This window comes from Microbacterium sp. 77mftsu3.1 (assembly GCF_900100525.1).
Taxonomy (GTDB): domain Bacteria; phylum Actinomycetota; class Actinomycetes; order Actinomycetales; family Microbacteriaceae; genus Microbacterium; species Microbacterium aquilitoris.
Window position 1 is genome coordinate 17,378 of record NZ_FNCR01000001.1, and the last position, 25,942, is coordinate 43,319.

The window sequence follows — 25,942 nt, forward strand, 5'->3', positions numbered from 1 at the left end:
CCTTTCGATAGCCATCTATCGAAAAACGATAGCCACTCCCCCGTCTCCGGGCAACCGTGACTCCCCGTAGGCTCGAATGATGATCGAGGTGCTCACCGGATTCGCCGTCATCGGCGTCGCGATCATGGTCGGGTGGATCATCGGACGCATCGACCTCCTGGGTCCCACCGGTGGCCAGGTCCTCGGTCGGATCACGTTCTTCGTGCTGAGTCCGTTCCTCCTCTTCGTCGTGCTGGCGCGCGCCGACGTCGCGACGCTGTTCTCCGCGCTCCTGCCCGTCTCGGCGCTCGCAGCCGTCTCGGTGTTCGCCATCTTCGCCGCCGTCTCGCGATTCGTCTGGCGACGACCGGCCGGCGAGATCCTCATCGGCCTCCTCTCGGCCGGTCAGGTCAACTCGAACAACATCGGCATCCCGCTGTCGCTCTACGTGCTCGGAAGCGCGGCGTACCCCGCACCGGTGATCCTCTTCCAGCTGCTCGTGCTCACACCCGTCGTGATGGCGATCTTCGAAGCCCTGACGACGGACGGACGACGGCGGCCGTGGCCGATCCTGCGCCGGACGATCACGAACCCCATCGTGGTGGGATCGCTTCTCGGCACGATCGTCTCTGCCACCGGCATCCCGCTTCCGCAGATCGTGATCGCGCCGATGGAGCTGATCGCGGGCGCCGCCGTCCCCGTCCTGCTGATCAGCTACGGCATCTCACTCCACGGCCAGCGGGTGCTGGGGACGCCGGGACGACGCCGCGACATCCTCCTCGCCGCCGGCCTGAAGCTGCTCGTCATGCCCGTCGTGGCGTGGGTCCTCGCACAATTCGTCTTCGGCCTCTCCCCCGCCGAGGTCCTCGTCGTGACCGTGCTCGCCGCGCTCCCGACCGCGCAGAACGTCTTCAACTACGCGCAGCGATACGCGATCGGGCAGACGATCGCCCGGGACACCGTCTTCGTGACGACGATCGGATGCGTCCCCGTACTGTTCGTCGTGGTCCTGCTCCTGCGACCGGGCGGTTGAACCCGCCGGGGCGCCGTCAGACGCCGAACGAGCTCGTGTCGCCGATGAGGCGGGTGTTGTCGGCGGGGATCGGCTCCACCGCGGCGCGGGCGACCTCGGCCGCGAACTCCGACACGTTGTAGAGCTTGCCGGCGCTCTCGCGACGCTCGGCGATCGCACCGGGGTTGGCGCGCTCCAGCAGCGTCGCGGTGATGGTGCCCTCGATCATGTCGCCCGAGACCACGACGAACTCGACGCCCTTCTCGGTGAGAGCCGGGATCCGCTCGCGCAGGGCGTCCTCTCCGGCACGCTTGGAGCGGGCGACGGGCTCGTATTCGGGCATCGTCGGCGTCGTGTGGATGAAGTGGGCCTGGTGGCTCGTGACGAAAACGACGCGGCCACCGGCCGGGATCAGCGGGAGCGCGGCCTCGAGCGCACCCACCTGGGCGTCGCGGTTCAGGGTCAGGGCGTAGTCCTCGGCCATGCCGCCCTCCATGCCGCCGGACGCGTTCAGCACGAGGATGTCGAGCGAGCCGAAACGCTCCTCGATCGCCGAGACCATCTCCGACACGGATGCCGCATCGGTCAGGTCCGCGCCGACGGTGAGCACCTCGACGCCGAGCCCCCGCAGTTCGGTCGCGAGCTTCTCGGCTCGAGGAGCCTTGTTGCGGAAGTTGATGACCACGTTCGCGCCCGCCTGGGCCAGATAGCGCGCCGTGTCGGCGCCGATGCCTCGCGACGACCCGGTCACCAGGACGGTCTTACCGGTCAGGGATGCGGCGGGGACGGGCTGCGACATGGGGCTCTCCTGCGAGGTGCTCGGCGGGTGCGCGAGGCGGATGGGGCTCGACGAGCCTATCAATCCCGGCGCGTCCGACCCGCGCGAGGGAGCCCGTTGGTAGTGTGCGAGGACACGCCCACCGAAGGAGCCGACGATGTTCCCGGACCTCATCCAGTACCTGTGGATCGGTTGGCTGGTGCTCGCGGTCCTCTTCGTCATCATCGAGCTGCTTACCCTCGAATTCACCTTCCTCATGCTCGCTGCCGGCACGCTGGTCGGCGGGCTGGGAGTGAACCTCGTCGGTGGCGTCTGGTGGCTCCAGATCCTCGCGGCCGCGGCCGTCTCGGCGCTGTTGCTGTTCACGATCCGTCCGCTCCTGCTGCGGGCGTTGCACCGCTCGAGTCAGCACATCCCGACCAACGTGGACGCTCTCACCGGGATGTCCGCGCGGGTCGTCTCGGCCTTCGTCGACGGCGACGGCTCGGTCAAGCTCGACAACGGTGAGACGTGGACGGCGCGATTGACGGATGCCGCGGCATCCGTCTCCCCCGGTCAGCGCGTCACCGTCACCGCCGTCCGCGGCGCCACCGTCGTGGTGGCACCCGAAGAAGGGAACCCCGCATGAGAATCCCCCTCACCGTCAACGCCGGTGACTTCGTCGGTCAGATCTTCGTCGTCGTGTTGCTGGTCGTCGTCGCGATCTTCGTCGTCGTCGTCCTCTTCCGCTCGATCCGGATCATCCCGCAGGCCTACGCCGGGGTGGTTGAGCGACTCGGGCGCTACCAGCGCACCCTGTCCCCCGGACTGAACCTCCTCATCCCGTTCATCGACCGCCTCCTGCCGCTGGTCGACATGCGCGAGCAGGTCGTCTCGTTCCCGCCTCAGCCGGTCATCACCGAGGACAACCTCGTGGTCTCCATCGACACGGTCGTCTACTTCCAGGTCACCGACGCGCGGGCAGCGACGTACGAGATCAACAACTACCTCGGCGCCGTCGAGCAACTGACGACGACCACGCTCCGCAACGTCGTCGGTGGTCTCAACCTCGAAGAGGCACTGACCAGCCGGGACAACATCAACACTCAGCTGCGCGTCGTCCTCGACGAGGCGACGGGCAAGTGGGGCATCCGCGTCTCGCGCGTCGAACTGAAGGCGATCGACCCGCCGGTGTCTATTCAGGATTCGATGGAGAAGCAGATGCGCGCCGAGCGCGACCGCCGCGCCGCGATTCTCACCGCGGAAGGTTCCAAGCAGTCGCAGATCCTCGAGGCCGAGGGGCGACGTCAGGCCGAGATCCTGCGCGCCGAGGGCGACAAGCAGGCCGCGGTCCTCCGCGCCGAGGGCGAGGCCGAGGCGATCCAGTTCGTCTTCGAGGCCATCCACAAGGGCGATCCCGACGAGAAGCTCCTCGCCTACCAGTACCTGCAGATGCTGCCGAAGATCAGCGAGAGCTCCTCGAACAAGCTCTGGATCATCCCGAGCGAGTTCACGAACGCCCTCAATTCGTTCAGCACGGCCTTCGGCGGCTCCGACGCGCACGCCTCGAAGCCGAAGCCCGCAGACGGGACGACTCCGACGTCATGACCCACCCGTGGTTCCTCGGTGAGGCGACCCCCCGCATCCTCGCCCACCGCGGTTTCGTGCCGCCCGATTCCGAGAACGTCGCCGAGAACTCTGTCGCCGCCCTCGCGGCGGGCCGGGCGACGGGGACGCTCTATCTCGAGTCGGACTGCCACCTGACCGCGGACGGCGACGTCGTCCTCTTCCACGACGATGACCTTCGCCGCGTCACCGGCGATCCCCGCCGCGTCGCTGACATACGGACCCGAGAGCTCACCGACATCATGTCGACGCGAGGCGGTCTCGCGGTGCTCCCCGACGTCCTTCAGGCGTTCCCCGATGCCCGATTCAACCTCGATGTGAAAGCGGATGCCGCCGCCCACCAGGTCGGCACGCTCGTCGCACGCGAAGCCCACCGCGTCCTCCTCACGAGCTTCTCGGATCGCCGGCGTGAGGTCGCCCTCGCGGCCGCCCGGTCGCAGGGCGGCGAGCCTGCGACCTCGGCGGGCTCACGGACGCTCGCCGGCGTGCTCGCCGCGCTGTCGGCGCGCCTCCCCCGCCTCGCCGCGCGACGACTCGACGGGGTGGACGCCCTGCAGATGCCCGAACGCCACCGCGGCATCCCGATCCTGACGCGCCGGCTGCTCGATCTTGCTCATGCGAGGGGCATCGAAGTCCACGTCTGGACGGTGAACGATCCCGACGCCATGACACGACTGATCGGTGCCGGGGTGGACGGCATCGTCACGGACCGAGCCGATCTCGGCGCGGCCGCACGGGCGAAATCGCTATAACCTCCGGGCCTGGAAGTCGGCTGTGAATACCACATCGATTGAGGTCTTCTCGGATGATCCGCACAGGTGGGTTCGTTATACCTGAGGACGACGAGAGGACCACACAATGGCAGATCGCAGCCTTCGCGGCATGCGTCTCGGCGCTTCGAGCCTACAGAGCGAAGAAGGCGTCGTATTCGTAGAGCGCACCAACCACACCTACGTCTGCACGCAGTGCGAGCGGGAGACCGTTCTCACCTTCGCTGCAGACGCTGAGGTCCCTGAGGCCTGGGAATGCCGGACCTGCGGAGCCGAAGCACTCCGCCGCATCGGCGACACCGTCGCCGTGGTGGACCACTCCGGTGACAAGGCCGCTCGCACCCACTGGGACATGCTCATGGAGCGTCGCACCATCCCCGAGCTCGAAGAGCTGCTCGAGGAGCGACTGGCTCTCCTGCGGTCCCGACGCGGCGAGAACTCCGGCAAACTGAGCGCCTGACCCTCACACTTCAGCGGCGTCGTCCTTCGCGGACGGCGCCGCTTTCGTGCGCCTGCGGACGAGGACGCCGAGCAGCAGCAGCACGGGGAGGGCCGACCAGCCGAGGACCCACTGCACCGCCGGGCCGATGACGACGGCGGGTGTGAGGCCGGTGCGCAGCGGGACGTCCACCAGGAGGGCCCCGGAGGTGTCTGCGGCCAGGCCGTCGATGACGGAGCCGTCCGGACCGATGACCTGACTGGTCCCCACCGTCGAGATGTTGACGACGGCGCGGCCCGTCTCGATCGCCCGCATGCGCGCGAATCCGAGCTGCTGCACGTTCTCGTCGGTCCCGCGGAAATCGGCGTTGTTCGTCTGGAACATGTACACCTCGGCGCCGTCCCGGGCACCCTGCCAGATCACGTCGTCGTAGATGACGTCGAAGCAGATCGCCAAACCGACGCCCACGCCGTTCACATCGAAGAAGGGCGGGTTCGTACCCGGGGTGTACTCGCGAGTGATCAGGCCGACGAGATCAGGCGCCAAGGCTTCGAAGAACCAGCGATCGGGCACGTACTCCCCCATCGGCACGGGATGGGTCTTGTCGTGGATCGCCAGCGGGTTCTTCCGGCCTGCCTGCCACAGCATCGAGGTGTTGTAGACGAGCGAGTCGCGCTCGGTGGCGGCATTCACGAGTAGGGGCGCCTCCACCTCCCGGGACAGATCGTCCAACGCTCCTGCGATGGAGCTGTTGTTCAGCGGGTCGGCGTCGACACCGCCCTCGGGCCACAGCAGGACGTCGAGCTTCTTCCCGATGAGGGGCTGTGTCGCGGCGAGCTGGGCCCGGAACACGTCGTAGGGCTCGCGCCTGTCGAAGAAGCCCGAGGGTCCGTTGCCCTGCACCGCGCCGACGCGCATGGTTCCGGCATCCGTCGTCGGGAACTGCGGAATGAGGACGAGGACGGCGGCAGCGACGGCGGCGGGTGCGAGCAGGCGTACGCGACGCCACACGCGCAGGCGTACGGCTTCGATGGCAGCGGCGACGACGAACACCATCACGAAGGTGAGACCACTCACACCGAGCCACGACGCGAGCTCCGCGAGCGGACTGTCGGCCTGGCTCATTCCGAGTCGTGCCCAGGGGAAGCCGGTGTAGGGCCACGAGCCCATGAACTGCTCGCGCGCCGTCCACGCTGCGGCGACGAGCGCCGGAAGGAAGGTCACGCGAGCCCAGGACCCGGGGAGCAGACGCGGCAGCCATCGGTAGGACAGCGTGATGACGATCGCTCCGACCGCGCTGAGTATCGTCTCGACCCCCGCGAGAGCGAACCATGGGACAGCGCCGAGGTAGCGGGTGATCCATGCGATGTGGAGCAGGTAGAAGGATGCCGCGAACACGGCGCCCACGGCGACGGAACCCCACGCGGAGCGGCCGATCAGGGTCACGAGCGTGAGCGCGGCGCCGACGAACGCGAGCGGCCAGATGCCGATGTCGGGGAACGCGAGGTCCAGCACCGCTCCCCCGGCGATCGCGACGGGCAATGCGAGCCACAGAGGCAGCAGGGGGCGTTCGGGCACGGACGGAAGCCTAGATGAGTCGGGCTATGGCGAGGCTGGAGACGGCCCCGGTCACCAGACGGTCCCTGTCACGAGACAACACCGTGCCGCTCGGCGTGACCGAGGTAGATCTCCGCGTTGCGGAGGATCCCGGAGCGCTCCTCGTCGGTCAGCTCCCGTCGAACGCGCGCGGGCACACCCGCCACGAGCGACCCGCTCGGGATGACCGTCCCCTCGAGGATCACCGCGCCGGCGGCGATGAGGCATCCGGGTCCGATGTCGGCACCGGACAGGACGACCGCACCCATGCCGACGAGCGTTCCGTCGCCGATGCGGCAGCCGTGGACGACGGCGTTGTGGCCGATCGAGACGTCCTCTCCGACGTCCACCCCGTGCGCGGAGTCGACGTGGATCGCGACACCGTCCTGCACATTGCTCCGCGCCCCGATCGCGATCGGCGCGCTGTCGCCCCGGATGACGGCGTTGTACCAGATGCTCGCGCGCTCCCCGAGGGAGACGGCGCCGACGAGGCGGGCGCCCGCGGCGACGAAGGCCGAGTCGGGGACGGACGGGACGCCGCCCGCCACGGAGATCACAGTGGCGTCAGGTGACACGGTCATGGTTCTGCTCCTCAGCCGTCGATGTGGGTGAGGCGGCCGGCGAGGATCGTCGCTGCCGCGCGCGTCGTCCGCAGCTCGGGGTCCGTCGCGGTCAGCGGGTCTCTGTCGACGACGACGAGGTCGGCGGTGCCCCCGGGCTCGAGGGCGCTCCCCGTCAGCGAACCTCCGGCGGTGGATGCCGCGAGCGCGATCGCTGCAGACAGTCCCTGATCCGGTCGCCACGGCTCACGTCCCCCGCGCGTGCGGTGGACCGCCGCAGCCATCGCGGCCCAGGGGTCGAGCGGCGAGACCGGGGCATCCGAACCGAACAGGAGGTTGGCACCGGAGTCGGCGAGCGAGCGGAGCGGGTAGGGCAGGGCGGTCTGCGCGGACCAGACGGAATCGGTCAGGTCGCGGTCGTCGATCGCGTGCTCCGGCTGCACGCTCGCTCCCACGCCCAGCCGGGCGAACCGGGGGATGTCGGCATGGGCGACGAGCTGCGCGTGCTCGATCGTGCCCGTCGCGCCCGTGGCTGCGAACGCGTCGAGCGCGTGGGAGTTGGCGACGTCGCCGATCGCGTGGATCGCGCAGGACAGCCCCGCACCGGTCGCCCGCACCATCAGGGCACGGAGATCCTCCGGTGCCACCGTCATGACGCCCGTGTTGTGCGGGTCGTCGGGGTAGGGATGCGAGCACGCCGCGGTGCGGGTCCCCAGTGATCCGTCGGTGATCACCTTCAGCGATCCCACACGGATGAGGCCGAGGGGATCGAGCGCATCGCCGGTCGCGAGTCCCTCGGCGACGGCCCGTTCGAGAAAGTCCGGGTACACGCCGAAGGCGACGCGCACGGCATCGAAGCCGGCCGCGACTCGGCGAGCCCAGGCATCCGCGTTCCACGCCATGTCGAGGTCGACGACGCCGGTGACACCGCGGGATGCCGCGCGGTCGAGCGCCGCGACCACGTACCGGTCCACCACTGCCGGCTCGAGGTCGTTGAGGCGCCGGGAGATCTCGAACGCGGGTTCCTCGCGCAGGATCCCGTCGGCGGTGGGAGCGATCGATTCCCGGCGGAACGCAGCGCTGTTCAGCCACACGCTGTGGACGTCGGCGTTGATGAGATAGGTCGGAACCTCCCCCGTCGCCGCGTCGAGCAGATCGAGCGTGGGGGCGTCCGCCCAGAACGCGTCGCGGAAGCCGGTGCCGATGCGACGCCCGTCGTCGAGGACGGGGGCGCGTCCCATGACGGATGCCGCCTCCACAGCACTCGCGACGTCGCCGAGCGGCGTCCGCTGTGCGGTGAGGGCCCATTGGACCGTGTGCACATGGTGATCCCAGAGGCCCGGCAGGAGCCACCCACCGGCGCCGTCGACGACGGTCCCGCGGGCGGGCAAGGCACCCGCGGGTGCGATGTCGGCGATCACGCCGCCTCGCACGTGAACGTCGACGGGGTCGTCACCGAACGGGTCGACGCGGTCGGCCCCCGTCAGACGGACCCCTGCGATGACGCCGACCTCATCGCCCCGTTCGGCACTCATCCTTGCCCCTCACGCGCCCGGCGCATGGCGTCGCGCGAACGGCGCATCTCGTCGGCGAGGCGGGGATCCGCGTAGGGGCTCGCCCCGGCATCCAGTCGATCGATGATCGTGTCGACCACCTCGTCCGGCCGGTTCTGGTTGAGCTTGCGCTTCGCCGTGACGTGAGTGGGCGTGAGCCGGAAGCCGACGGTGCCCTTCTCGAGCCGACGGACGAACTCCTCGTCGTTGGGCGCCTGCCACATCGGTCGCGGTTCGGGCAGCCCCGATTCGAAGCGGTCGACCAGGCGCTCGAGCACCTCGAGGTTCTCCTCCGGAGTCAGGATCTCGGGAACGCCGCGGAGGTGGACCGAGACGAAGTTCCACGTCGGCACCGCCGGGCCGTCGCCGTACCAGCCGGGCGAGATGTACCCGTGCGGGCCTTGGACGATCACGAGGAGCTCGGACTGCCCCAGTCCGTGGATGAGGTCGTCGGGCCGCCCGACATGGCCGACGATCGTCAGATCGTCCCGCGTCGGGTCGAGGAGGACGGCGTAGTGCGAGGCGACGAGGCCCGCCTCGGTGTCGCTGACGATCGTGACCCACGGATGAGCGTCGATGAGGCGGCGCATCTCGGTCACGTCGGTCATGGCGAAGCTCGGATTCTGCCTCATCGCCGCTGCCCCTCCCCCGCCGTCACGCCTGGCACCGCGGGCACCAGTACAGCTTGCGGGCCGCCATCTCCTCCAGGACGATCTCCGTCCCGCACACCCGGCACGGCAGACCCGCCCGGTGGTAGACCCAGTGGCGGTCGTCGCGATGCGCCATGGCGCGTCGGTACGCCTCGGGATCGAGGTCGTCCATCGTCATCATCTGACCGGTCTCGACACCGATGGCCAGGAGGCGCACCCAGTCCTGCCAGAGCAGTCGGAGGGTCTCCTCCGGGACGTCGCGGCCCGGGGTGTGGGGGTTCAGGTTCGCGCGGAAGAGCATCTCGGCGCGGTAGACGTTGCCGATCCCGCTGACGACCTTCTGGTCCATCAGCAGCTGGCCGATGGGGGTGGGCTTGCGGCGCGCGGCGGCGACGAAACGCTCCTCGCCCTCGGCGACGTCGTCGACGAGCGGGTCGGGCCCGAGAGCTGCGACGGTGGCGAGCATCTCGTCGACCGTCTGCACCTGACAGGCGGTGGGGCCGCGCAGGTCCGCGCACGTCGAGTCGGTCAGCAGACGCAGACGCACCTGGCCGACGACGGGCGGCGGCCATTCGGCATCCGTCTGGTCGTCGAGACCTCGGGTCTGCTCGCTCATACGGACGGCGCCGCGGGCCCGCCGCGGCGCGCCGATGGACGCGAGCGAGTTCTCGCCGGCGGCGTCGTAAACGGGGTCGACGCCGCGCTGGTTCGTCTGCCCCATGCGTCCGTTCGCCGAGGCGATCGTCGGATCGAGCAGGATCTCGCCGGCGAAATCCCACGCGCCGTAGATGCCCAGGTGCACGCGCAGCCACACGTCCTCGTCGAAGGCCAGGAACATCTGCTTCCCGACCGCGCGCGCCTCGGTCGGTGTGCGTCCATCGAGGACGGCAGCCCCTTCGGCGAAACGCCCCTGAGGGCTCGAGGCGGACACGGGCCGCCCCACGAAGTTGCGGTCGAACTGGCGGGCGATGCGGTGGACGGAATGCCCTTCGGGCATCAGCCGGCTTCCGGGTCGAACGTCTCCGAGGCGTCGAGCACGTCGGGCGTCACGGCGCGAGGGTCGGCCTCGAGCGTGCCGTCGGTCTCGTACGCGGCGAGCTGGGCGATGCGCCTCGCGTGGCGCTCCTCGCCCGAGAACGGTGTGGCGATGAATCGATCGATGAACCCGACGGCCTCATCGAACGTGTGCTGGCGGGCGCCGATCGCGATGACGTTCGCATCGTTGTGCTCGCGGGCCAGCTCGGCCGTCGCGATGCTCCAGACGAGGGCCGCACGGATGCCGCGTACCTTGTTCGCCGCGATCTGCTCGCCGTTGCCGGAGCCGCCGAAGACGATGCCGAGCGTCTCGACGCCGCGCGCCTGATCCTCGGCCACGGCCTGCGCCGCACGGATGCAGAAAGAGGGGTAGTCGTCGAGGGGGTCGTACTCGATCGGCCCGTGGTCGACGACGTCGTGACCGCCCTCGGCCAGGTGGTGCTGCAGGCGGGTCGAGAACTCCATGCCCGCGTGATCGGTCGCGATGTGGATGCGCATGTGACGATTCTAGGGACGCCGGTACCACGTTCCGGCGAGACGGCGGCGTAGGCTGTGACGGTTGCCGTCGGCGCCAGCAGCGCCCGTCCGCGGCACCCCACCCTCACCCCTGGGAGACACGAACGTGCCTGGAGAGAACCTCACCCGCATCGAAGCGCAGGAGCGCCGCGCGACCGTCGAGACGCATTCGTACGACGTCACGCTCGATCTGACCACCGGTGACGAGGTCTTCGAGTCTCGGAGCGTCATCCGCTTCGCCGCGACCGCCGGTGCCTCGACCTTCGTCGATCTGATCGCCCGCGGCATCCGCGAGATCACCCTCAACGGCCGGACGCTCGACCCCTCCGCCGTCTACGCGGACTCCCGCATCGCCCTCGAAGGCCTCACCGACGAGAACGAGCTCGTCGTCGTCGCCGACTGCGAGTACACCAACACGGGCGAGGGCCTCCACCGCTTCGTCGACCCCGTCGACGGCGAGGTCTACCTCTATTCGCAGTTCGAGGTGCCGGATTCCCGGCGCGTCTTCGCCGTCTTCGAGCAGCCCGACCTGAAGGCGACGTTCCGCTTCACCGTCACCGCTCCGGACGCGTGGAAGGTCGTCTCCAACTCCCCCACCCCCGACCCGCAGCCCGCCGGCGACGGCGTCGCGACCTGGTCGTTCGAACCGACCCCGCGCATCTCCTCCTACATCACGGCGCTCGTCGCCGGTCCTTACGAGCAGGTGTTCTCCGAGCTCACGAGTTCGGACGGTCGCACCATCCCGCTCGGCGTCTACGCACGCAAGAGCCTGTGGCAGTACCTCGACGCCGACTACGTCTTCGAGAAGACGCGGCAGGGCTTCGCCTACTTCGAGGACAAGTTCGGCGTCCCCTACCCGTTCGCGAAGTACGACCAGCTGTTCGTTCCCGAGTTCAACGCGGGTGCGATGGAGAACGCCGGCGCGGTGACCTTCACCGAGACCTATGTCTTCCGCTCCAAGGTGACGGATGCCGTCAAGGAACGCCGCGTCGTCACGATCCTCCACGAGCTCGCCCACATGTGGTTCGGCGACCTCGTCACCATGAAGTGGTGGAACGACCTCTGGCTGAACGAGTCGTTCGCCGAGTGGGCCTCCACGATCGCGACCGCCGAGGCGACCGAATGGACCGAGGCGTGGACGACGTTCAACGCCATGGAGAAGACCTGGGCGTACCGCCAGGACCAGCTCCCCTCGACCCACCCGGTCTTCGCCGAGATCAACGACCTCGAGGACGTGCAGGTCAACTTCGACGGCATCACCTATGCCAAGGGCGGCTCCGTCCTCAAGCAGCTCGCCGCATGGGTCGGCATCGAGGCGTTCTTCGCCGGGGTGTCGGCCTACTTCCAGAAGAACGCCTGGGGCAACACGGAGCTCAGCGACCTGCTCGTCGAGCTCGAGGCCACCAGCGGCCGCGAGCTGACGACCTGGTCGAAGAAGTGGCTCGAGACCGCGGGCGTGAACACGCTCGCCCCCGAGATCCGCGTCGACGGCGACGGCACCATCACGCGTTTCGCCATCGTGCAGACGGCGCCCGCCGACTACCCGACGATCCGCCCGCACCGCCTCGGGGTCGGCTTCTACTCGCTCCAGGCAGACGCGCTCGTCCGGACCCACCACGTCGAACTCGACGTCGATGGCGACCTCACCGAGGCGCCCGAGCTCGTCGGCCTCACCCAGCCCGACCTCGTTCTCCTCAACGATGACGACCTGGCGTACGCGAAGATCCGCCTCGATGAGCGGTCGCTCAAGACGGCGACGGCCCACCTGAGCAAGATCAGCGACCCGCTCGCCCGCTCACTCGTCTGGGGTGCCGCGTGGGATCAGACGCGCGACGCCGAAGCCTCGGCATCCGAGTACATCGATCTCGTCCTCCAGAACATCGGGACCGAGACCGAGTCCACGACCGTCCGCACGACGCTCGGGCAGCTCCAGTTGGCCGCGAACTCGTACGTGTCGCCGGAGAAGCGGGATGCCGCGCGCCAGCGCGTCGCCGACGGCCTGTGGGATCTCGCCCGCGATGCCGAGGCGGGAAGCGACAGCCAGCTGCAGTTCGTGACGGCCTATGCCTCGGCGGCCGCGACCGCCGCGGACTGGGAGCGAGTCGGACAGCTGCGCTCGGGTGAACTCACCCTCCCTGGACTCGACATCGACGCGGACCTCTCGTGGGCCCTTCTCGTCTCGCTCGCCGCCGGTGGCGTCGTCTCGGCTGCCGACATCCACGACGCGCTGGCGTCCGACAACACCGCCAAGGGCGGCGAGTTCGCCGCACAGGCGCGCGCCGCGCTGCCCACGGTCGACGCGAAGCGTGCCGCGTGGGCGTCGCTCATCGACAACGCCGATCTTCCGAACACGGTCGTCCGTTCGGCGGCGGCCGGCTTCGTCCACCCCGCCGGGATCGAGGCTCTCGGCGACTTCGTCGGCGCGTACTTCGACATGCTGCTGCCCGTCTGGGAGTCGCGCACGTACCAGATCGCGCAGTACCTCATCGTGGGCCTGTTCCCGGCGCCGCTGGCGAACACCGCGCTGCGCGACGCGACGCGTGGATGGCTCGCAGACCACCGCGACGCACCCGCGGCCCTGCGTCGTCTCGTGAACGAGAACCTCGCGGGCGTCGAGCGCGCCCTCTCGGTGCAGGAGCGCGACGCGCAGGACTGAGCACGGCCGCGGCGGGGCATGTCGTACCACAGGGGGACATGCCCCGCCGCGATCTCCCGCTCACGGGGGACGCGGGGTGGGCCAGCCGCTCCGTAGCGTGGGCTGCATGATCGTTGCAGAAGGCCTCACGAAGAGGTACGGAGACAAGACAGCCGTCGATGGCGTGAACTTCACGGTCCAATCCGGCAAGGTAACGGGGTTCCTGGGGCCGAACGGCGCCGGCAAGTCCACCACCATGCGAATGATCGTGGGACTCGACAAGCCGACCGCCGGACGCGTCACGCTGGACGGACGCGACTACCGATCGCTGCGTTCGCCTCTGACCGAGGTGGGGATCCTCCTCGACGCGAAGGCGGTGCACACCGGGCGGAGCGCGCGCAACCACCTGCTGGCCATGGCGGCGACCCACGGCATCCCCCGTTCACGCGTGGACGAGGTGATCGAGATCACCGGTCTGCAGAGCGTCGCGAAGCGCCGAGCCGGCAAGTTCTCGCTCGGCATGGGACAGCGGCTCGGGATCGCGGCGGCGCTTCTCGGCGACCCGCAGACGCTCATCCTCGACGAGCCCGTGAACGGTCTCGACCCCGAGGGCGTGCGCTGGGTGCGCCAGTTCGTGCGCGCACAGGCGGCATCCGGCCGCACCGTGCTGCTGTCGAGCCACCTCATGAGCGAAATGTCCCTCACAGCGGACCACGTCATCGTCCTCGGCCGCGGTCGAGTGCTGGCCGACGCCAGCATCTCGGATCTCGTCGCGGCATGGACACGGAGCGCCGTCAGCGTCCGCTCCCCGCGCGCCGCCGAACTCGCGCAGCTGGTCGCGGGAACCGGGATCACCGTCACGTCGTCGGAACCCGGCCTCCTCGACATCGCCGGCGCCACCGCTGCCGCCGTCGGCGAGATCGCGGCGCAGCACGGCATCGCCCTCCACGAGTTGACCCCGCGCAGCGGATCGCTCGAGGACGCCTATCTCGCCCTCACCGAGGGATCCGTCGAATACCGCACGCAGGGGGCCGCATCATGACCATCACGACCGAGTCCCGCGCCGCGGTTCGACCCACGGCACCATCGTCCTACCGTCTGGGCTTCTTCCGCCTGGTGCAGAGCGAACTGCTCAAGCTGTTCACCCTGCGTTCCACGTGGTGGTCGCTGATCGTCACGGTCGTCCTGGCGGTCGGCATCTCGCTGCTGATCGCGCTGGTCATGAACAGCCTTGGCGACTCCGCCGGTCAGATGTCGTTGAATCCGACGACCGCCGTCGTGTCGCCGCTGCAGTTCACGATGCTCGTGGCGGGCATCCTCGGGGCGATGGCGATCACGGGCGAATACTCCACCGGGATGATCCGATCGAGCCTGACGGCTGAGCCGCGACGAGGTGCGGTGCTGCTCGCCAAGGCGCTGGTCGTGACCGTCACCCTGGTGGCCACCACCGTCGTGACCTCGCTCATCTCCGTGCTCGTCGTCACACCGATCTACGGTGAGAACGGTTTCGAATGGGGCGACGCGGAACGGACCTGGATCCCCCTCGGCTGGGCGGTCATCTCGATGGCGACGTTCGCCCTGCTGGGCCTGGGGTGGGGATTTCTCATCCGGAACGGCGCCGGGGCGATCGCGGCGACCGTCGGCATCCTCTTCGTGCTGCCGATCGTCGTGAGCCTGTTCTCGTTCGGCGGTGAGTCGTGGCAATGGCTCATCGACCTCTACAACTACCTGCCGTCGTCCGCCGCGGCGGCCCTGACGACGAACCCCGCGAACGAGACCGTGCGGAACGTCATCGTGCTGCTCGCCTGGCCTGCGGCAGCTCTCGTCGGGGGCTGGGCAGTCCTGCGGACGCGGGACGCGTAGGGTCTTGGCGTGACGAATCGAAGCCGCAGCTCCTCCTCCAGCGAGGGGGAGCTGCGGCTTCCGCGTCCGCCGGGGCTCCTCCGGCGGTACTGGGCACGGCATCCGCTGTTCGCAGACATCCTCGTCGTGGTCGTGTGCCTCCTCGTGTCAACGATTCCGGTGATCGCTACGCCGATCCTGCCCGAGGGCATCGGTACCAACTCGCGGGAGTGGCAGAGCGTGCTGCCCGCGCTGAGCGTCGTCGTCGTCCTGGGGTGCCTGGCTCTCCTCATCCGGCGACGGCATCCCCTCATCGTCCTCGCCGCCTCGTGCGTCGTGTCTCTCGCATACATGTTCGCGCCGGCGCCGATCAACGGTCCGCTCCTGCTCGTCGCCACCTACTCGGTCGCCGTCCACGTCGGTTCTCGCGCGGCTCTCATCGGAGCCGGGACCGTCATGACCGTCCTCACAGGTGCCGGTCTCGTCCTGATCGCGACCGATCTCAGCTCGACGACCGTCGTCTGGGGCTCGCTCGTCAACGAGGGCCTCAACGCGGTGATCGGCGGGCTGATCGGAGCCAACGTCGGTTCCCGCGCCAGGTACGTGAAGGCGCTGATCGACCATTCGCAACGCCTCGTCGTCGAGCGCGACCAGCAGGCTCAGCTCGCCGCTTCGACCGAACGCGAGCGCATCGCGCGGGAGCTCCACGACATCGTCGCCCACTCGCTCACCGTCATGGTCGCCCTGGCCGAAGGCGTGGCAGCCTCGAACGATGCCGAGCGCACGCGCCCCGGCGTCGAGGCCATCGCGGCGACGGGCAGAGAGGCGCTGAGAGACATGCGGGCGACCCTCGGCATCCTGCGCGACGCGGATGCGGCTCCGCTCGCGCCGCTCGCCCGGGACACCACGACGGAGACCGTCGCGTCCGCGCGCGCGGCCGGGTTCGACACCCGATTGGTCGTCTCGGGTGATCCGGCAGATCTTGACTCCCGCACTCAGCTGGCCGTCTCGCGGATCGTGCAGGAGAGCGTGACGAACGTCCTCCGCCATGCGTCGGCGGCCACCCGCATCGACGTGGCGATCCAGCACGATCCGGACGGCGTGTCCGTCACCGTCACGGACGACGGCCTTCCGACGTCCGCCTCAGAGCACACCGCTGGCTTCGGCCTGCGCGGTCTGCGAGAGCGCGTCGGGCTCGCGGGAGGCACCATCACGGCAGGTCCGCGCCGTCCCCACGGCTGGTCGGTCGCCGCCCGCATTCCCCGACAGGAGTCCACCTCATGAGTACGTCCCCTTCCGCCGCGGTGCGGGTGCTGATCGTCGACGACCAATCGCTCATCCGCCTCGGGTTCCGCATGGTCCTCGAAGCCGCCGACGGGATCGAGGTGGTCGGCGAGGCCGGGGACGGTGCGGAGGCCATCGAGGCGACGGCACGCCTGCGTCCCGATGTGGTCCTGATGGACGTCCGGATGCCGGGGGTCGACGGAATCGAGGCCACGGCGACGATCGCTCGGGACCACCCCGGCGCCCGCGTGCTCGTACTCACCACGTTCGATCTGGACGAGTACGCGTTCGGCGCCCTCCGCGCCGGAGCGGGCGGCTTCCTTCTGAAGGATGCCGGGAGGGATGAGCTCGTCGCCGCTGTCCGCGCCGTCGCCGCGGGGGAAGCCACTCTCGCCCCTCGCATCGTCCGGCGGATGATCGAACTCGTGACCGCAGGACAGGGGGCGGATGCCGCTCCCCCGTCGGCGACGGGGTCGGCCGGGCTCGATCTCCTCACGTCGCGCGAGCAGGACGTGCTGCAGGCGATGGCGCGGGGCCTCACGAACACCGAGATCGCCGAGGAACTGTTCCTCGGCGAGTCGACGGTCAAGACGCACGTCGGCCGGATCCTCGCGAAGCTCCCGGCCCGCGACCGCGTCCACGCCGTCCTCATCGCCCACGGGCTGGCGAGTCCGTGGGAGCACGCCGCCGAGGGCGTTCAGGTGGACGGTGGGACGCGTCGTTAGGATCGAGACGATGACCACGATCGTTGACGCCGCATCCGCTTCGACCCCTCCCGAAGGGTGGGAGGCCATCCGCGACGGATTCCTCGCCTTCCTCGTCTCGGCGGGCTGGAGCCTCCTGTGGGTCGTCGTTACCGTCGTGCTCGCACTGCTCCTCTCGTGGATCATGCGCCGACTGATCGGCCGAGTCGTCGATCGCATCGTCACCGGCGCCAAGTCGCGCGCCGCGGCGGAGGACACGCGCGCGATCGACATGTCGCCGCTCGCACAGGTCCGGGTCGTGCAGCGCACCCGCACCCTGGGGTCGATCCTCACCAACATCGTCAACGTCGCGATCGTCATCATCGCCGCGCTGACGATCGTCTACATCCTGAACCCGGGTGTCCTCGCGTCGTTCACACTGCTGTCGGCGGCGATCGGCGCCGGCCTCGGATTCGGAGCGCAGAACATCGTCAAGGACGTCCTGAACGGCATCTTCATCGTCGCGGAGGACCAGATCGGCATCGGCGACGTCGTCGACGTGGGGCTGGCGACGGGTGTCGTCGAGTACGTGAGCGTCCGCGTCACCCACGTCCGCGACGTGAACGGCACACTGTGGTTCGTCCGCAACGGCGAGATCCTCCGCATCGGCAACATGTCGCAAGGCTGGGCGCGCGTCGTTATCGACGTGGGCGTGCCCGTCGACGCCGACCTCGACGCCGTCGAGGACGCGATGCTCACGGCCGCGAAGGACCTCGTCCGCGAACCGAAGTGGCGCACGCGCATCATCGACAAGCCCGAGGTCTGGGGTCTCGAGTCCATCGGCGGCGAGACCATCGTCACGCGCCTCGTGGTGAGGACCCGCCCGAACGCGAAGGACGACGTGTCCCGTGCGCTGCGCGCACGACTGAAGAAGGCGCTCGACGAGCTGGGCGTCCCCCTCCCCCAGCTCGACTCCGTCTTCCTCACCGGAGCGGACGCGGCTCAGAGCGTGCGCGGTGCGAACCCGCCCAAGACGAAGCCACAGCAGATCACTCCGCCGGCGGCGCCGCAGCGTCTCGCGTGGCGTCCGAAGAAGCGGGGACGGACCGACGGGGACGCCCCCGAGGGGAGTGCGGCGCCGTGAGCGAGCAGATGAGCTTCTACGACGAGGTCGGCGGACACGACGTGTTCCGTCGCCTCGTGGATGCCTTCTACCGCGAAGTGGCCGCCGACGACATCCTGGGGCCGATGTACCCCGAGGAGGACCTCGGACCCGCCGCTGAGCGGCTGCTGCTGTTCCTCGAGCAGTACTGGGGCGGACCGACGACCTACGGCGAGACGCGGGGTCACCCGCGCCTCCGCATGCGTCACATGCCTTTCCACGTCAACCCCGAGGCGCGCGACCGCTGGCTGCGGGCGATGCGGATCGCGGTGGACGAAGCGCAGCTGTCGCCTCTGCACGAGGCGACCCTCTGGGACTATCTTCAGCGCGCCGCCCACGCGATGGTGAATACCTTCGAACCGACCGGCGCCGGCCCGAAAACCGAGCCCCGCGGCGGCACGAACCTGCCGTTGCACCCCGGGGCGTGAGCCCCCGCGCGGTCAGCGACCGCCGGTCGAGCGGACCGTGGTCAGTCCGGTCGGGTTGCCGGCCCGGACCAGCACGTGTCCGCGGGACAGGCTGACACGGGTCCACGTCCCGGTCCGTCGGACGGATGCCTCTTCGTTCCCGTCCGCGCCGAGGAACCCGAGGGCGTCCGCCGCGAACGCCACTCCCGCGACGAGACCGTCCAGCTCCGCGTCGGGTGCGCCCCACACGGCGGCTCGGACCGTCCGGACGAGGTCCTCGCCGGGTGCCGCCGGCAGCGCCGTCGCCACGGCATCCACTCCGCGACGGACCGACCGTGCGAGCGCATCGACCGCGACCGGCGAGCCGGGCAGCCAGCCCGCGCGGGGCGGCGAGATGCCCGCCCACGCGGCGGAGACGCCGCTGTCGGGAAGTCCCACACGCGTCGGGTCCTCGCCCGCGCGGAGGGCACCGGCATCCACGACGAGGTCGCACTCCAGTTCGGGGTCGATGGAGAGGAAGCGCATCCCGAGGACCGTCGGGGTGTCGTCGCCGAAGCCGCGCGGCGACAGCGGGGCCGCGGAGACGGCCAGGGTCCCGCCGGCGGCCCGCAGCCGCACCGCCGGGTCGCCCAGCCGAGCGGCCCGCCCGGCGAACGTGAGGAGGTCGGCCGCCGAGCGCGGGTCGGGGAAAACGAGCTGCGGGGACATCCGACCTAAACTACCAAGCGGGCGCCCACGGGATGACATCGGGCTCCCCGGAAAGGAACGCCGTGAGCGAATCGGGCCACGTCGACGGGCTGCTGGCCGTCCTGGATCTGTCCTCGAGCGACGCCCGCACCACGGAGGACATCTTCACCGGGGTGTCGCAGGCGATGCCGTTGGGTCGGGTGTTCGGCGGTCAGGTCCTCGCGCAGGCGGTCATCGCGGCGGAACGGACGGTCGACGACGGCCGCGCCGCCCACTCGATGCACGGGTACTTCCTCCGCCCGGGTGACTCGACGCGCGGCATGACCTTCTCGGTCGATCGCATCCACGACGGGCGGTCATTCTCCACGCGGCGCACCCAGGCCTTCCAGGAGGGCGTGCCGATCTTCTCCATGATCGCGTCCTTCGAGGTCGACGCGACGGGACTCGAGCACCAGGACGAGATGCCGAGCGGCATCCCCGGACCGGATGACCTGTCCGATGACTCCGTTCTGGCTGGTCTGCACCCGATGAGCAAGCGCCATTTCGATCAGAGCCCCGTCGAGGTGCGCCACGTCGAAGATCCTATCTATGCGAACGTCGGCAGCGACCGCGTCGCGCACCAGTCGGTGTGGGTGCGCACGCGGGGCGAGGTTCCCGACGATCCGCGCGTGCATCGGGCCGCGCTCGCGTACATGAGCGATCTGACGATCCAGGAATCGGTCCTCCGTGCCCACGGAGCCTCGTGGGCCACGCCCGGACTGAAGGTCGCGAGTCTCGACCACGCCATGTGGTGGCACCGTCCCGCCCGCGTCGACGAGTGGCTGCTGTACGTCCAGCAGTCGCCGAGCGCGCAGGGCGGCCGGGGGCTCGCGACGGGGCGGATCTTCTCTCGCGAGGGAGAGTTGGTCGCCTCCGTCGCTCAGGAGATCATGGTCCGCATCCCGGACGCGGACTGACCGGACTCAGCGTCGTCCGAGCGGCGGCAGCGGTTCGCCGAGGAACGGCTCCCAGGCCTTCCGCGTTTCGGGCGACAACCGCACGGGACGGCCAGTCCCGGCATCCACCTGGACGATGACGGTGGATGCCCGGGCGTACAGCGTCTGCGGCTCCTGGCCCGCGGGCGTGAAGACCTCGTAGTGGACCTCGGCGCTCGATCCGCCGATCTTCCCGAACCACATCTGCACGTCGATCGGATCGCGCTGGTAGGGAACCGGTGCGAGGTACTCGATCTCCTGGCGGGCGATGAGGGTCAGCTGCGCCGCGCCGTGGCTCGCGTCGATGACCGCGGTCGGGACGACCCGCTCCCCCGCGCCGGGCACCCAGAAGGCGCGCACGCGCGCCTCCTCGAGGAGCTTCAGCATCGCGGCGTTGTTGACGTGGTTGTACGCGTCGAGATCGCCCCACCGCAGGTGGATGGGAACCCGGATGCGGCGGTCAGTCACGGGTGAGCTTGCGGTACGTCGACTTCGCGGGGTTCGCCGCGTCGGCGCCGAGCCGCTCGATCTTGTTCGCCTCGTACGCCTCGAAGTTGCCCTCGAACCAGTACCACTGGTCGGGCTTCTCGGCGGTGCCCTCGTACGCGAGGATGTGCGTCGCGATGCGGTCGAGGAACCACCGGTCGTGGGTGATGACCACGGCGCAGCCGGGGAACTCCAGCAGAGCGTTCTCGAGGGAGCTCAGGGTCTCGACGTCGAGGTCGTTCGTGGGCTCGTCGAGGAGGAGCAGGTTCCCGCCCTCCTTCAGCGTGAGCGCGAGGTTCAGGCGGTTGCGCTCACCGCCGGAGAGCACGCCCGCCTTCTTCTGCTGGTCCGGTCCCTTGAAGCCGAACTTCGAGACGTAGGCGCGCGAGGGGATCTCGGTCTTGCCGACCGTGATGATGTCGAGGCCGTCCGAGACGACCTCCCACAGCGTCTTGTTCGGGTCGATGTTCGAGCGCGACTGGTCGACGTAGCTGATCTTGACGGTCTCGCCGATCTTCAGGTCGCCGCCGTCGAGGGGCTCGAGGCCGACGATCGTCTTGAAGAGCGTGGTCTTGCCGACGCCGTTCGGGCCGATGACGCCGACGATGCCGTTCGGCGGCAGGCTGAAGCTGAGGCCGTCGATGAGCGATCGGCCGTCGAAGCCCTTCTGGAGCTTCTTGGCTTCGATCACGACACTTCCCAGGCGCGGCCCGGGCGGGATCGAGATCTCCTCGAAGTCGAGCTTCCTCGTCCGCTCCGCCTCGGCCGCCATCTCCTCGTAGCGGGCCAGGCGCGCCTTCGACTTCGTCTGGCGGCCCTTCGCGCTCGAGCGGACCCACTCGAGCTCTTCCTTCAGGCGCTTCGCGAGCTTGGCGTCCTTCTTGCCCTGGACTTCGAGACGCTCGCCCTTCTTCTCGAGGTAGGTCGAGTAGTTGCCCTCGTAGCCGATGAGGCGGCCGCGGTCGACCTCGGCGATCCACTCCGCGACGTTGTCGAGGAAGTACCGGTCGTGGGTGATGGCGATGACCGCACCCTTGTAGGCCTGCAGGTGCTGCTCGAGCCAGAGCACGCTCTCGGCGTCGAGGTGGTTGGTGGGCTCGTCGAGGAGCAGAAGGTCCGGCTTCTGGAGCAGGAGCTTGGCGAGGGCGACGCGGCGCTTCTCGCCACCGGAGAGCGGGGCGATCGCGGCGTCTGCCGGAGGCGTGCGGAGTGCGTCCATGGCCTGCGACAGCTGCGAGTCGAGGTCCCAGCCGTCCGCGGCGTCGATCTCCTCCTGCAGCGTCCCCATCTCGGCGAGGAGCGCGTCGAAGTCGGCGTCGGGATCGGCCATGAGCGCGGAGATCTCGTTGAACCGGTCGAGCTTGGGCTTGATCGCCACGCCGTCCTGGATGTTCTCGAGGACGGTCTTCGACTCGTCGAGCTCGGGCTCCTGCATGAGGATGCCGACCGAGAACCCGGGCGAGAGCTTCGCCTCGCCGTTGGACGGGGTGTCGAGACCCGCCATGATCTTCAGGATCGTCGACTTACCGGCGCCGTTCGGGCCGACCATGCCGATCTTGGCGCCGGGCAGGAACGCCATCGTGACGTCGTCGAGGATGAGCTTTTCGCCGACGGCCTTGCGGGCGCGGACCATGGAGTAGATGTATTCGGCCATAACGGCCCAAGTCTACGTGGGTCGTCCCTCGTGACGGGACGGTCCGAGTGTCACCAATCGATCGATCGGGTCTGTCCCAGCAGGCACGCACCGTCGGCGAGGCCGGGCATCACGAGCGCCGTCGGCTTCGCCACCGACGGACCGACCTGTCCGACGAGGCACTCGTCGCCGATTCGTACGGAGAACTGGATGCTGTCCGCGGGATCACCGATCGAGGTCTCGTCCTCCGTGACCTGCATCGCCTTCTTCGGGAACCCCGCCGCCACGAGGGCGTCGACGTAGACGCGCCCCTTGACGGATGCCGAGTCCCGCCAGACGGCATCCATCACCGACGTGAAGTCGGGCAGACGCGCCTCGGCGGAGTCCGCAGCGGCTGTGGGGGTGGGTGTCGCCGACCCCGAGGGGCGGGGCGCAGCCGCAGAGGACGTCGCGGGCTCGGAGGGCGCCGGGCTCGACCCGGGTGCACATGCGGCGAGCGTCACCACCACCACGGGCGAGAGCGCGAGCAGGAGCAGGCGGGATCCCCGGGAGGGCTGGTGTCTGCGCACGGGCGAGAGTCTAGGGCGTGCGGCCTCCGAGCCGGCTGGGTGCGAGTCAGAACGGCGTGGCGGCGGGTTCGGCCTGCCAGGTCCGCTCGTCCGCGCTGTCTGCGTCGGCCCCGGATTCCGCGCCCGGCGCCGCCCACTCCGTCGCCGATTCGCCGGTGTCGGCCTGACCGCGCGGCTTCTCGTCGCGCGTGAACACCGACGTCCCGAAGGCGAGGTCGTGTCCCAGTGCGACGGCGTCGATCTCGGCATCCGTTCCGGACTTGTCACCGGCCTCCCACCGCTTGATGGCGAGGGTTCCGTGCACGACGATGCGCTGACCTCGACGGACGGAAGCGGCGACGTGCTCTCCGAGCGTCCGGAAGACCGAGACGCGGTACCAGCTGGTGAGCCCGTCGACCCACGCGCCCGCCTTCACGTCGTAACGGCGGTCGGTGCTGGCGACCCGCAGCGACACGACGGGCGTGCCGTCGGGAAGTCGACGGTACTCGGGGTCGGCCCCGACGTTGCCGACGATCGTGATGTGATCCTTCATTTCGACTCCTTCAGTCGTCGGGGCACGGCTGTGCCCGCTCGATGCTCCGACGCCCGCGTGCCCGGCGGGCGTCGGAGCCCCTTCAGGATTCCGTTGACGCCCGGCACGACGGCGCCCCGGTCGCCGAACGGTGGAAACCGTCGGCGACCGGGGCGCGTGGGGAGAAGGCGGAGACCATGAGGTCCGCCGGGGAGGATCAGCGGCGGGCGTACTCCCCGAACCGGGCCCGGACCTTGTTCACCTTCGGCACCGCGACGGCCAGGCAGTAGCCCTGGCCCGGGTTCTTGGTGAAGAAGTCCTGGTGGTAGTCCTCGGCGGGGTACCACTCGCCGAGGGGCTCCATCGTGGTGACCAGTCCGCCACCCCACCAATCCGCGGCACGTTCCGCGGCGCGCTGGAACTCCTCGCGCTGCGCGTCATCGGCGGGGAACATGGCGGAGCGGTACTGGGTGCCGACGTCGTTGCCCTGCCGGTTGAGCTGGCGCGGGTCGTGCATGGTGAAGAACGCATCGAGGATGACGTCGGAAGGGATGATCTCCTCGTCGAACGTCACCTTGACGGCCTCAGCGTGACCGGTCGTGCCGGTGCACACCTGCTCGTACGTGGGCGACGCCACGGAACCGCCGATGTAGCCAGATTCGACCGACTCGACTCCCTCGAGAGCGCGGTACGCGGCGTCGAGACACCAGAAGCAGCCTCCGGCAAGCACATAGGTCTGCATGCGAGACCTTCCTTTCACTGTGGGATCGTCACGAGGGACAACGCCGACGGCGGGCGCGATGTTCCGTCCCGAAGGTGCGTGTCGGTGGCCGAGCGTACCCTGCGAATCGACGCAGAGGAGGCCCCGTGACCACCATCGCACCGAACACCGATGTCCGGCTCCGCCGATATCGCCTCACACCTGTCTCTGACCGCCTGTCGCGCGTCGTCGACCCCGAGGGCCGGGTCGTCGGACACGTGGCCCGCATCGGCGACGACCTCGCCACGCGCTATCGCGCGCGCCGGTTCCGCCCTGCGGCCGGTGGCTTCGTCGAGCTCGGCGATTTCTGGCGGATGGAGGACGCGGTGGCCGTCCTCCACGACTCGCGCTGACACGCTCAGACGATGGCGGCGACGGCCTCGCTCTCGTCCTGCGCGTGCCCCGCACCCGCGCCGCCCACTTCGGGCCACAGTCGTGCCAGCACCGTGATCGCGTCCCGCAGTTGCTCGGGCGGGGCGGTGAACGGCACGCGAAGGTGCGCGTCGTATCCGCCGTCCACGGAGAAACGCGGGCCCGCCGACAGGAGGACTCCCTCGCGCCGAGCCGCCAGGACGAGCGATCCGCTGAGCGGAGCGTCCATCCCCACCCACAACGAGACTCCGCCCGCCGGGACGGGGACATCCCACGTCGGGAACGATGCGCGGAGCGCGGCCACGGCGGCATCCCTCCCCCGGCCGAGCAACTCGGCGCGCTGCGGCAGGATGTCGGGCATCAGACGCATGAGACGCGAGGCGACGGCTTGCTCGAACTCGGCGGTGCCGAGATCGCGACGGGGGCGGGAAGCCACCAGCCGCCGCACGAAGGTTCGGTCCGCCCGCACCCAGCCGACCCGCAGCCCACCCCACACCGTTTTGCCCAGTGAACCGATCCGCACGGCATGAGGTCCGAAGTCCAACGGTTCCGGAGCGGTGCCGTCGATTATCAGCTCGGCGGTCGTCTCGTCGATCACGAGCACCGTCCCCGCGCGTTCGGCTGCGGCGCGGAAGGTCGCGGCATCCGTCGGGGACATCGACCGCCCCGTCGGGTTCTGGAACCACGGCATGAGATAGGCGAGGGTCGGACGCGCACGCCGGAAGGTCTGCTCGGCACGATCGAGGTCCCAGCCGCCGTCGACGGTCACCGGTGTTCCGGTCACGCGCGCTCCCGTGGCCTTGATCGCCTCGGTCGCATGCGGGTACGTGGGCGTCTCGAGGAGCGCCGTCATCCCCGGCCCGAGGAGAGCGGCCGTGACGAGGTGGATGGCGTGCTGTCCCCCGTTCGTGACCAGGATCTCGTCCGGGGCAGTCGGAATCCCGCGTGCGGTGTAGCGGTCGGCGATGGCCGTCCGGAGTTCGCTGCTGCCGACGATGTCGTAACCGGGCCGGCCGACGAGGGATGCGGCATCCGCTCCGACCTCGGCGATGACGCCCGCAAGGCCGGGCCACGCCGCCGGACTGGCCTGCTGCAGGTCGATGCCCTCGCCGTCGTCGAACACTCGACCGGCTCCTCGGCGCACCTGGGGAAGCGTGATGCTGCCCGATCCCCGCGTGCTCTCGATGTGACCGCTCTCGCGGAGCGAGCGATAGGCCGCCGCGACCGTCGCCCGACTCAGGCCGAGTGTCGCCGCGAGTTCGCGCTCGGCGGGCAGGGCGGTGTGGGCGGCGACGCGGTTATCGAGACAGAGAAGACGGATGCCGTCGGCCAGGGCCTCGTAGGTGGGCGTCCTGGTCCGCCAGCCACCGAGTGCAGCGGCGAGGCTTCGGGCACCGATCCGAGAGTCCATGGTCCACCTTTTCGAGATTGGACTGCATACAGA

Annotated in this window: 28 protein-coding genes; 14 read left to right on the top strand and 14 right to left on the bottom strand. The window is 69.5% G+C overall.

Annotated features, from left to right (window positions below):
* Nucleotides 1–79: 79 nt before the first annotated feature.
* Nucleotides 80–1,012 carry an AEC family transporter gene (locus tag BLR68_RS00110; RefSeq protein WP_026302961.1) on the top strand — a complete coding sequence of 311 codons (933 nt, stop codon included), beginning with the start codon at nucleotides 80–82 and terminating at the stop codon, nucleotides 1,010–1,012.
* A gap of 16 nt (nucleotides 1,013–1,028) precedes the next feature.
* Here the strand turns inward: BLR68_RS00110 and BLR68_RS00115 are convergent, their stop codons facing one another.
* A complete protein-coding gene (locus BLR68_RS00115) occupies nucleotides 1,029–1,790 on the bottom strand; it encodes an SDR family oxidoreductase (RefSeq protein WP_018187974.1) in 762 nt (253 codons plus the stop codon).
* Between the two features lie 136 nt (nucleotides 1,791–1,926).
* Between BLR68_RS00115 and BLR68_RS00120 the strand changes: the two genes are divergently transcribed.
* From BLR68_RS00120 to BLR68_RS00135, 4 genes are all read left to right on the top strand, one after another.
* Nucleotides 1,927–2,397 carry an NfeD family protein gene (locus tag BLR68_RS00120; RefSeq protein ID WP_018187975.1) on the top strand — a complete coding sequence of 157 codons (471 nt, stop codon included), beginning with the start codon at nucleotides 1,927–1,929 and terminating at the stop codon, nucleotides 2,395–2,397.
* A complete protein-coding gene (locus tag BLR68_RS00125; protein WP_018187976.1) occupies nucleotides 2,394–3,356 on the top strand; it encodes an SPFH domain-containing protein in 963 nt (320 codons plus the stop codon). Before BLR68_RS00120 ends, BLR68_RS00125 begins: the two co-directional genes overlap by 4 nt.
* Nucleotides 3,353–4,126, top strand: coding sequence for a glycerophosphodiester phosphodiesterase family protein (locus BLR68_RS00130; protein WP_018187977.1), 774 nt, complete (start codon nucleotides 3,353–3,355; stop codon nucleotides 4,124–4,126). Before BLR68_RS00125 ends, BLR68_RS00130 begins: the two co-directional genes overlap by 4 nt.
* 106 nt (nucleotides 4,127–4,232) lie before the next feature.
* Nucleotides 4,233–4,604, top strand: a complete 372-nt coding sequence (locus BLR68_RS00135; protein ID WP_018187978.1) for an RNA polymerase-binding protein RbpA — start codon at nucleotides 4,233–4,235, stop codon at nucleotides 4,602–4,604.
* 3 nt (nucleotides 4,605–4,607) lie between these two features.
* Here BLR68_RS00135 and lnt read toward each other — a convergent pair whose 3' ends face one another.
* From lnt to BLR68_RS00165, 6 genes are all read right to left on the bottom strand, one after another.
* Complete coding sequence (gene lnt, locus BLR68_RS00140) at nucleotides 4,608–6,161, bottom strand: apolipoprotein N-acyltransferase (RefSeq protein ID WP_018187979.1); 1,554 nt, start codon at nucleotides 6,159–6,161, stop codon at nucleotides 4,608–4,610.
* A gap of 68 nt (nucleotides 6,162–6,229) precedes the next feature.
* Entirely contained in the window at nucleotides 6,230–6,760 is a 531-nt protein-coding gene (locus tag BLR68_RS00145) for a gamma carbonic anhydrase family protein (protein WP_018187980.1), read from the bottom strand.
* 11 nt (nucleotides 6,761–6,771) lie between these two features.
* Nucleotides 6,772–8,274, bottom strand: coding sequence for an amidohydrolase (locus BLR68_RS00150; RefSeq protein ID WP_018187981.1), 1,503 nt, complete (start codon nucleotides 8,272–8,274; stop codon nucleotides 6,772–6,774).
* On the bottom strand, nucleotides 8,271–8,924 hold the full coding sequence (locus tag BLR68_RS00155; protein ID WP_026302963.1) for an FMN-binding negative transcriptional regulator: 654 nt from the start codon (nucleotides 8,922–8,924) through the stop codon (nucleotides 8,271–8,273). The genes BLR68_RS00150 and BLR68_RS00155 overlap by 4 nt, the downstream gene beginning before the upstream one ends.
* Nucleotides 8,925–8,946: 22 nt before the next feature.
* The gene (locus BLR68_RS00160; protein WP_018187983.1) at nucleotides 8,947–9,939 is read right to left on the bottom strand and encodes an Fpg/Nei family DNA glycosylase; all 993 of its coding nucleotides are present in this window, start codon (nucleotides 9,937–9,939) and stop codon (nucleotides 8,947–8,949) included.
* Nucleotides 9,939–10,475, bottom strand: coding sequence for a ribose-5-phosphate isomerase (locus tag BLR68_RS00165; RefSeq protein ID WP_018187984.1), 537 nt, complete (start codon nucleotides 10,473–10,475; stop codon nucleotides 9,939–9,941). The genes BLR68_RS00160 and BLR68_RS00165 overlap by 1 nt, the downstream gene beginning before the upstream one ends.
* A 124-nt stretch (nucleotides 10,476–10,599) precedes the next feature.
* Here BLR68_RS00165 and pepN point away from each other — a divergent pair, with 124 nt between their 5' ends.
* From pepN to BLR68_RS00200, 7 genes are all read left to right on the top strand, one after another.
* A complete protein-coding gene (pepN, locus tag BLR68_RS00170) occupies nucleotides 10,600–13,149 on the top strand; it encodes an aminopeptidase N (RefSeq protein ID WP_018187985.1) in 2,550 nt (849 codons plus the stop codon).
* A gap of 106 nt (nucleotides 13,150–13,255) precedes the next feature.
* Nucleotides 13,256–14,170 carry an ABC transporter ATP-binding protein gene (locus BLR68_RS00175; RefSeq protein WP_018187986.1) on the top strand — a complete coding sequence of 305 codons (915 nt, stop codon included), beginning with the start codon at nucleotides 13,256–13,258 and terminating at the stop codon, nucleotides 14,168–14,170.
* Nucleotides 14,167–14,991, top strand: coding sequence for an ABC transporter permease (locus BLR68_RS00180; RefSeq protein WP_018187987.1), 825 nt, complete (start codon nucleotides 14,167–14,169; stop codon nucleotides 14,989–14,991). The genes BLR68_RS00175 and BLR68_RS00180 overlap by 4 nt, the downstream gene beginning before the upstream one ends.
* Nucleotides 14,992–15,000: 9 nt before the next feature.
* Nucleotides 15,001–16,254 (top strand): sensor histidine kinase, encoded by a 1,254-nt coding sequence (locus tag BLR68_RS00185; protein ID WP_256335277.1) that lies wholly within the window; start codon nucleotides 15,001–15,003, stop codon nucleotides 16,252–16,254.
* Nucleotides 16,251–16,979: a response regulator transcription factor gene (locus BLR68_RS00190; protein ID WP_051082847.1), complete on the top strand. Its 729-nt coding sequence runs from the start codon at nucleotides 16,251–16,253 to the stop codon at nucleotides 16,977–16,979. Before BLR68_RS00185 ends, BLR68_RS00190 begins: the two co-directional genes overlap by 4 nt.
* A gap of 10 nt (nucleotides 16,980–16,989) precedes the next feature.
* On the top strand, nucleotides 16,990–18,081 hold the full coding sequence (locus tag BLR68_RS00195) for a mechanosensitive ion channel family protein (protein WP_018187990.1): 1,092 nt from the start codon (nucleotides 16,990–16,992) through the stop codon (nucleotides 18,079–18,081).
* Nucleotides 18,082–18,089: 8 nt separating this feature from the next.
* The gene (locus BLR68_RS00200; protein ID WP_040570621.1) at nucleotides 18,090–18,527 is read left to right on the top strand and encodes a globin; all 438 of its coding nucleotides are present in this window, start codon (nucleotides 18,090–18,092) and stop codon (nucleotides 18,525–18,527) included.
* Between the two features lie 12 nt (nucleotides 18,528–18,539).
* Here the strand turns inward: BLR68_RS00200 and BLR68_RS00205 are convergent, their stop codons facing one another.
* Nucleotides 18,540–19,214 (bottom strand): DUF8185 domain-containing protein, encoded by a 675-nt coding sequence (locus BLR68_RS00205; RefSeq protein WP_018187992.1) that lies wholly within the window; start codon nucleotides 19,212–19,214, stop codon nucleotides 18,540–18,542.
* A 62-nt stretch (nucleotides 19,215–19,276) separates the two neighbouring features.
* Here BLR68_RS00205 and BLR68_RS00210 point away from each other — a divergent pair, with 62 nt between their 5' ends.
* A complete protein-coding gene (locus tag BLR68_RS00210) occupies nucleotides 19,277–20,149 on the top strand; it encodes an acyl-CoA thioesterase (RefSeq protein WP_018187993.1) in 873 nt (290 codons plus the stop codon).
* Nucleotides 20,150–20,155: 6 nt separating this feature from the next.
* Here BLR68_RS00210 and BLR68_RS00215 read toward each other — a convergent pair whose 3' ends face one another.
* From BLR68_RS00215 to msrA, 5 genes are all read right to left on the bottom strand, one after another.
* Nucleotides 20,156–20,635, bottom strand: coding sequence for an acyl-CoA thioesterase (locus BLR68_RS00215; protein WP_018187994.1), 480 nt, complete (start codon nucleotides 20,633–20,635; stop codon nucleotides 20,156–20,158).
* The gene (gene ettA, locus BLR68_RS00220; RefSeq protein WP_018187995.1) at nucleotides 20,628–22,307 is read right to left on the bottom strand and encodes an energy-dependent translational throttle protein EttA; all 1,680 of its coding nucleotides are present in this window, start codon (nucleotides 22,305–22,307) and stop codon (nucleotides 20,628–20,630) included. Before ettA ends, BLR68_RS00215 begins: the two co-directional genes overlap by 8 nt.
* Before the next feature lie 50 nt (nucleotides 22,308–22,357).
* The gene (locus BLR68_RS18140) at nucleotides 22,358–22,855 is read right to left on the bottom strand and encodes a DUF6993 domain-containing protein (RefSeq protein ID WP_256335278.1); all 498 of its coding nucleotides are present in this window, start codon (nucleotides 22,853–22,855) and stop codon (nucleotides 22,358–22,360) included.
* 46 nt (nucleotides 22,856–22,901) lie between these two features.
* Nucleotides 22,902–23,387 (bottom strand): single-stranded DNA-binding protein, encoded by a 486-nt coding sequence (locus BLR68_RS00230; RefSeq protein WP_018187997.1) that lies wholly within the window; start codon nucleotides 23,385–23,387, stop codon nucleotides 22,902–22,904.
* Nucleotides 23,388–23,583: 196 nt separating this feature from the next.
* The gene (msrA, locus tag BLR68_RS00235; protein ID WP_018187998.1) at nucleotides 23,584–24,108 is read right to left on the bottom strand and encodes a peptide-methionine (S)-S-oxide reductase MsrA; all 525 of its coding nucleotides are present in this window, start codon (nucleotides 24,106–24,108) and stop codon (nucleotides 23,584–23,586) included.
* Nucleotides 24,109–24,233: 125 nt separating this feature from the next.
* Between msrA and BLR68_RS00240 the strand changes: the two genes are divergently transcribed.
* Complete coding sequence (locus BLR68_RS00240) at nucleotides 24,234–24,479, top strand: hypothetical protein (protein ID WP_018187999.1); 246 nt, start codon at nucleotides 24,234–24,236, stop codon at nucleotides 24,477–24,479.
* A gap of 5 nt (nucleotides 24,480–24,484) precedes the next feature.
* On the opposite strand, the gene BLR68_RS00245 is transcribed toward BLR68_RS00240, so the two are convergent.
* Nucleotides 24,485–25,909 carry a MocR-like transcription factor YczR gene (locus tag BLR68_RS00245; RefSeq protein ID WP_018188000.1) on the bottom strand — a complete coding sequence of 475 codons (1,425 nt, stop codon included), beginning with the start codon at nucleotides 25,907–25,909 and terminating at the stop codon, nucleotides 24,485–24,487.
* Nucleotides 25,910–25,942 lie beyond the last annotated feature (33 nt).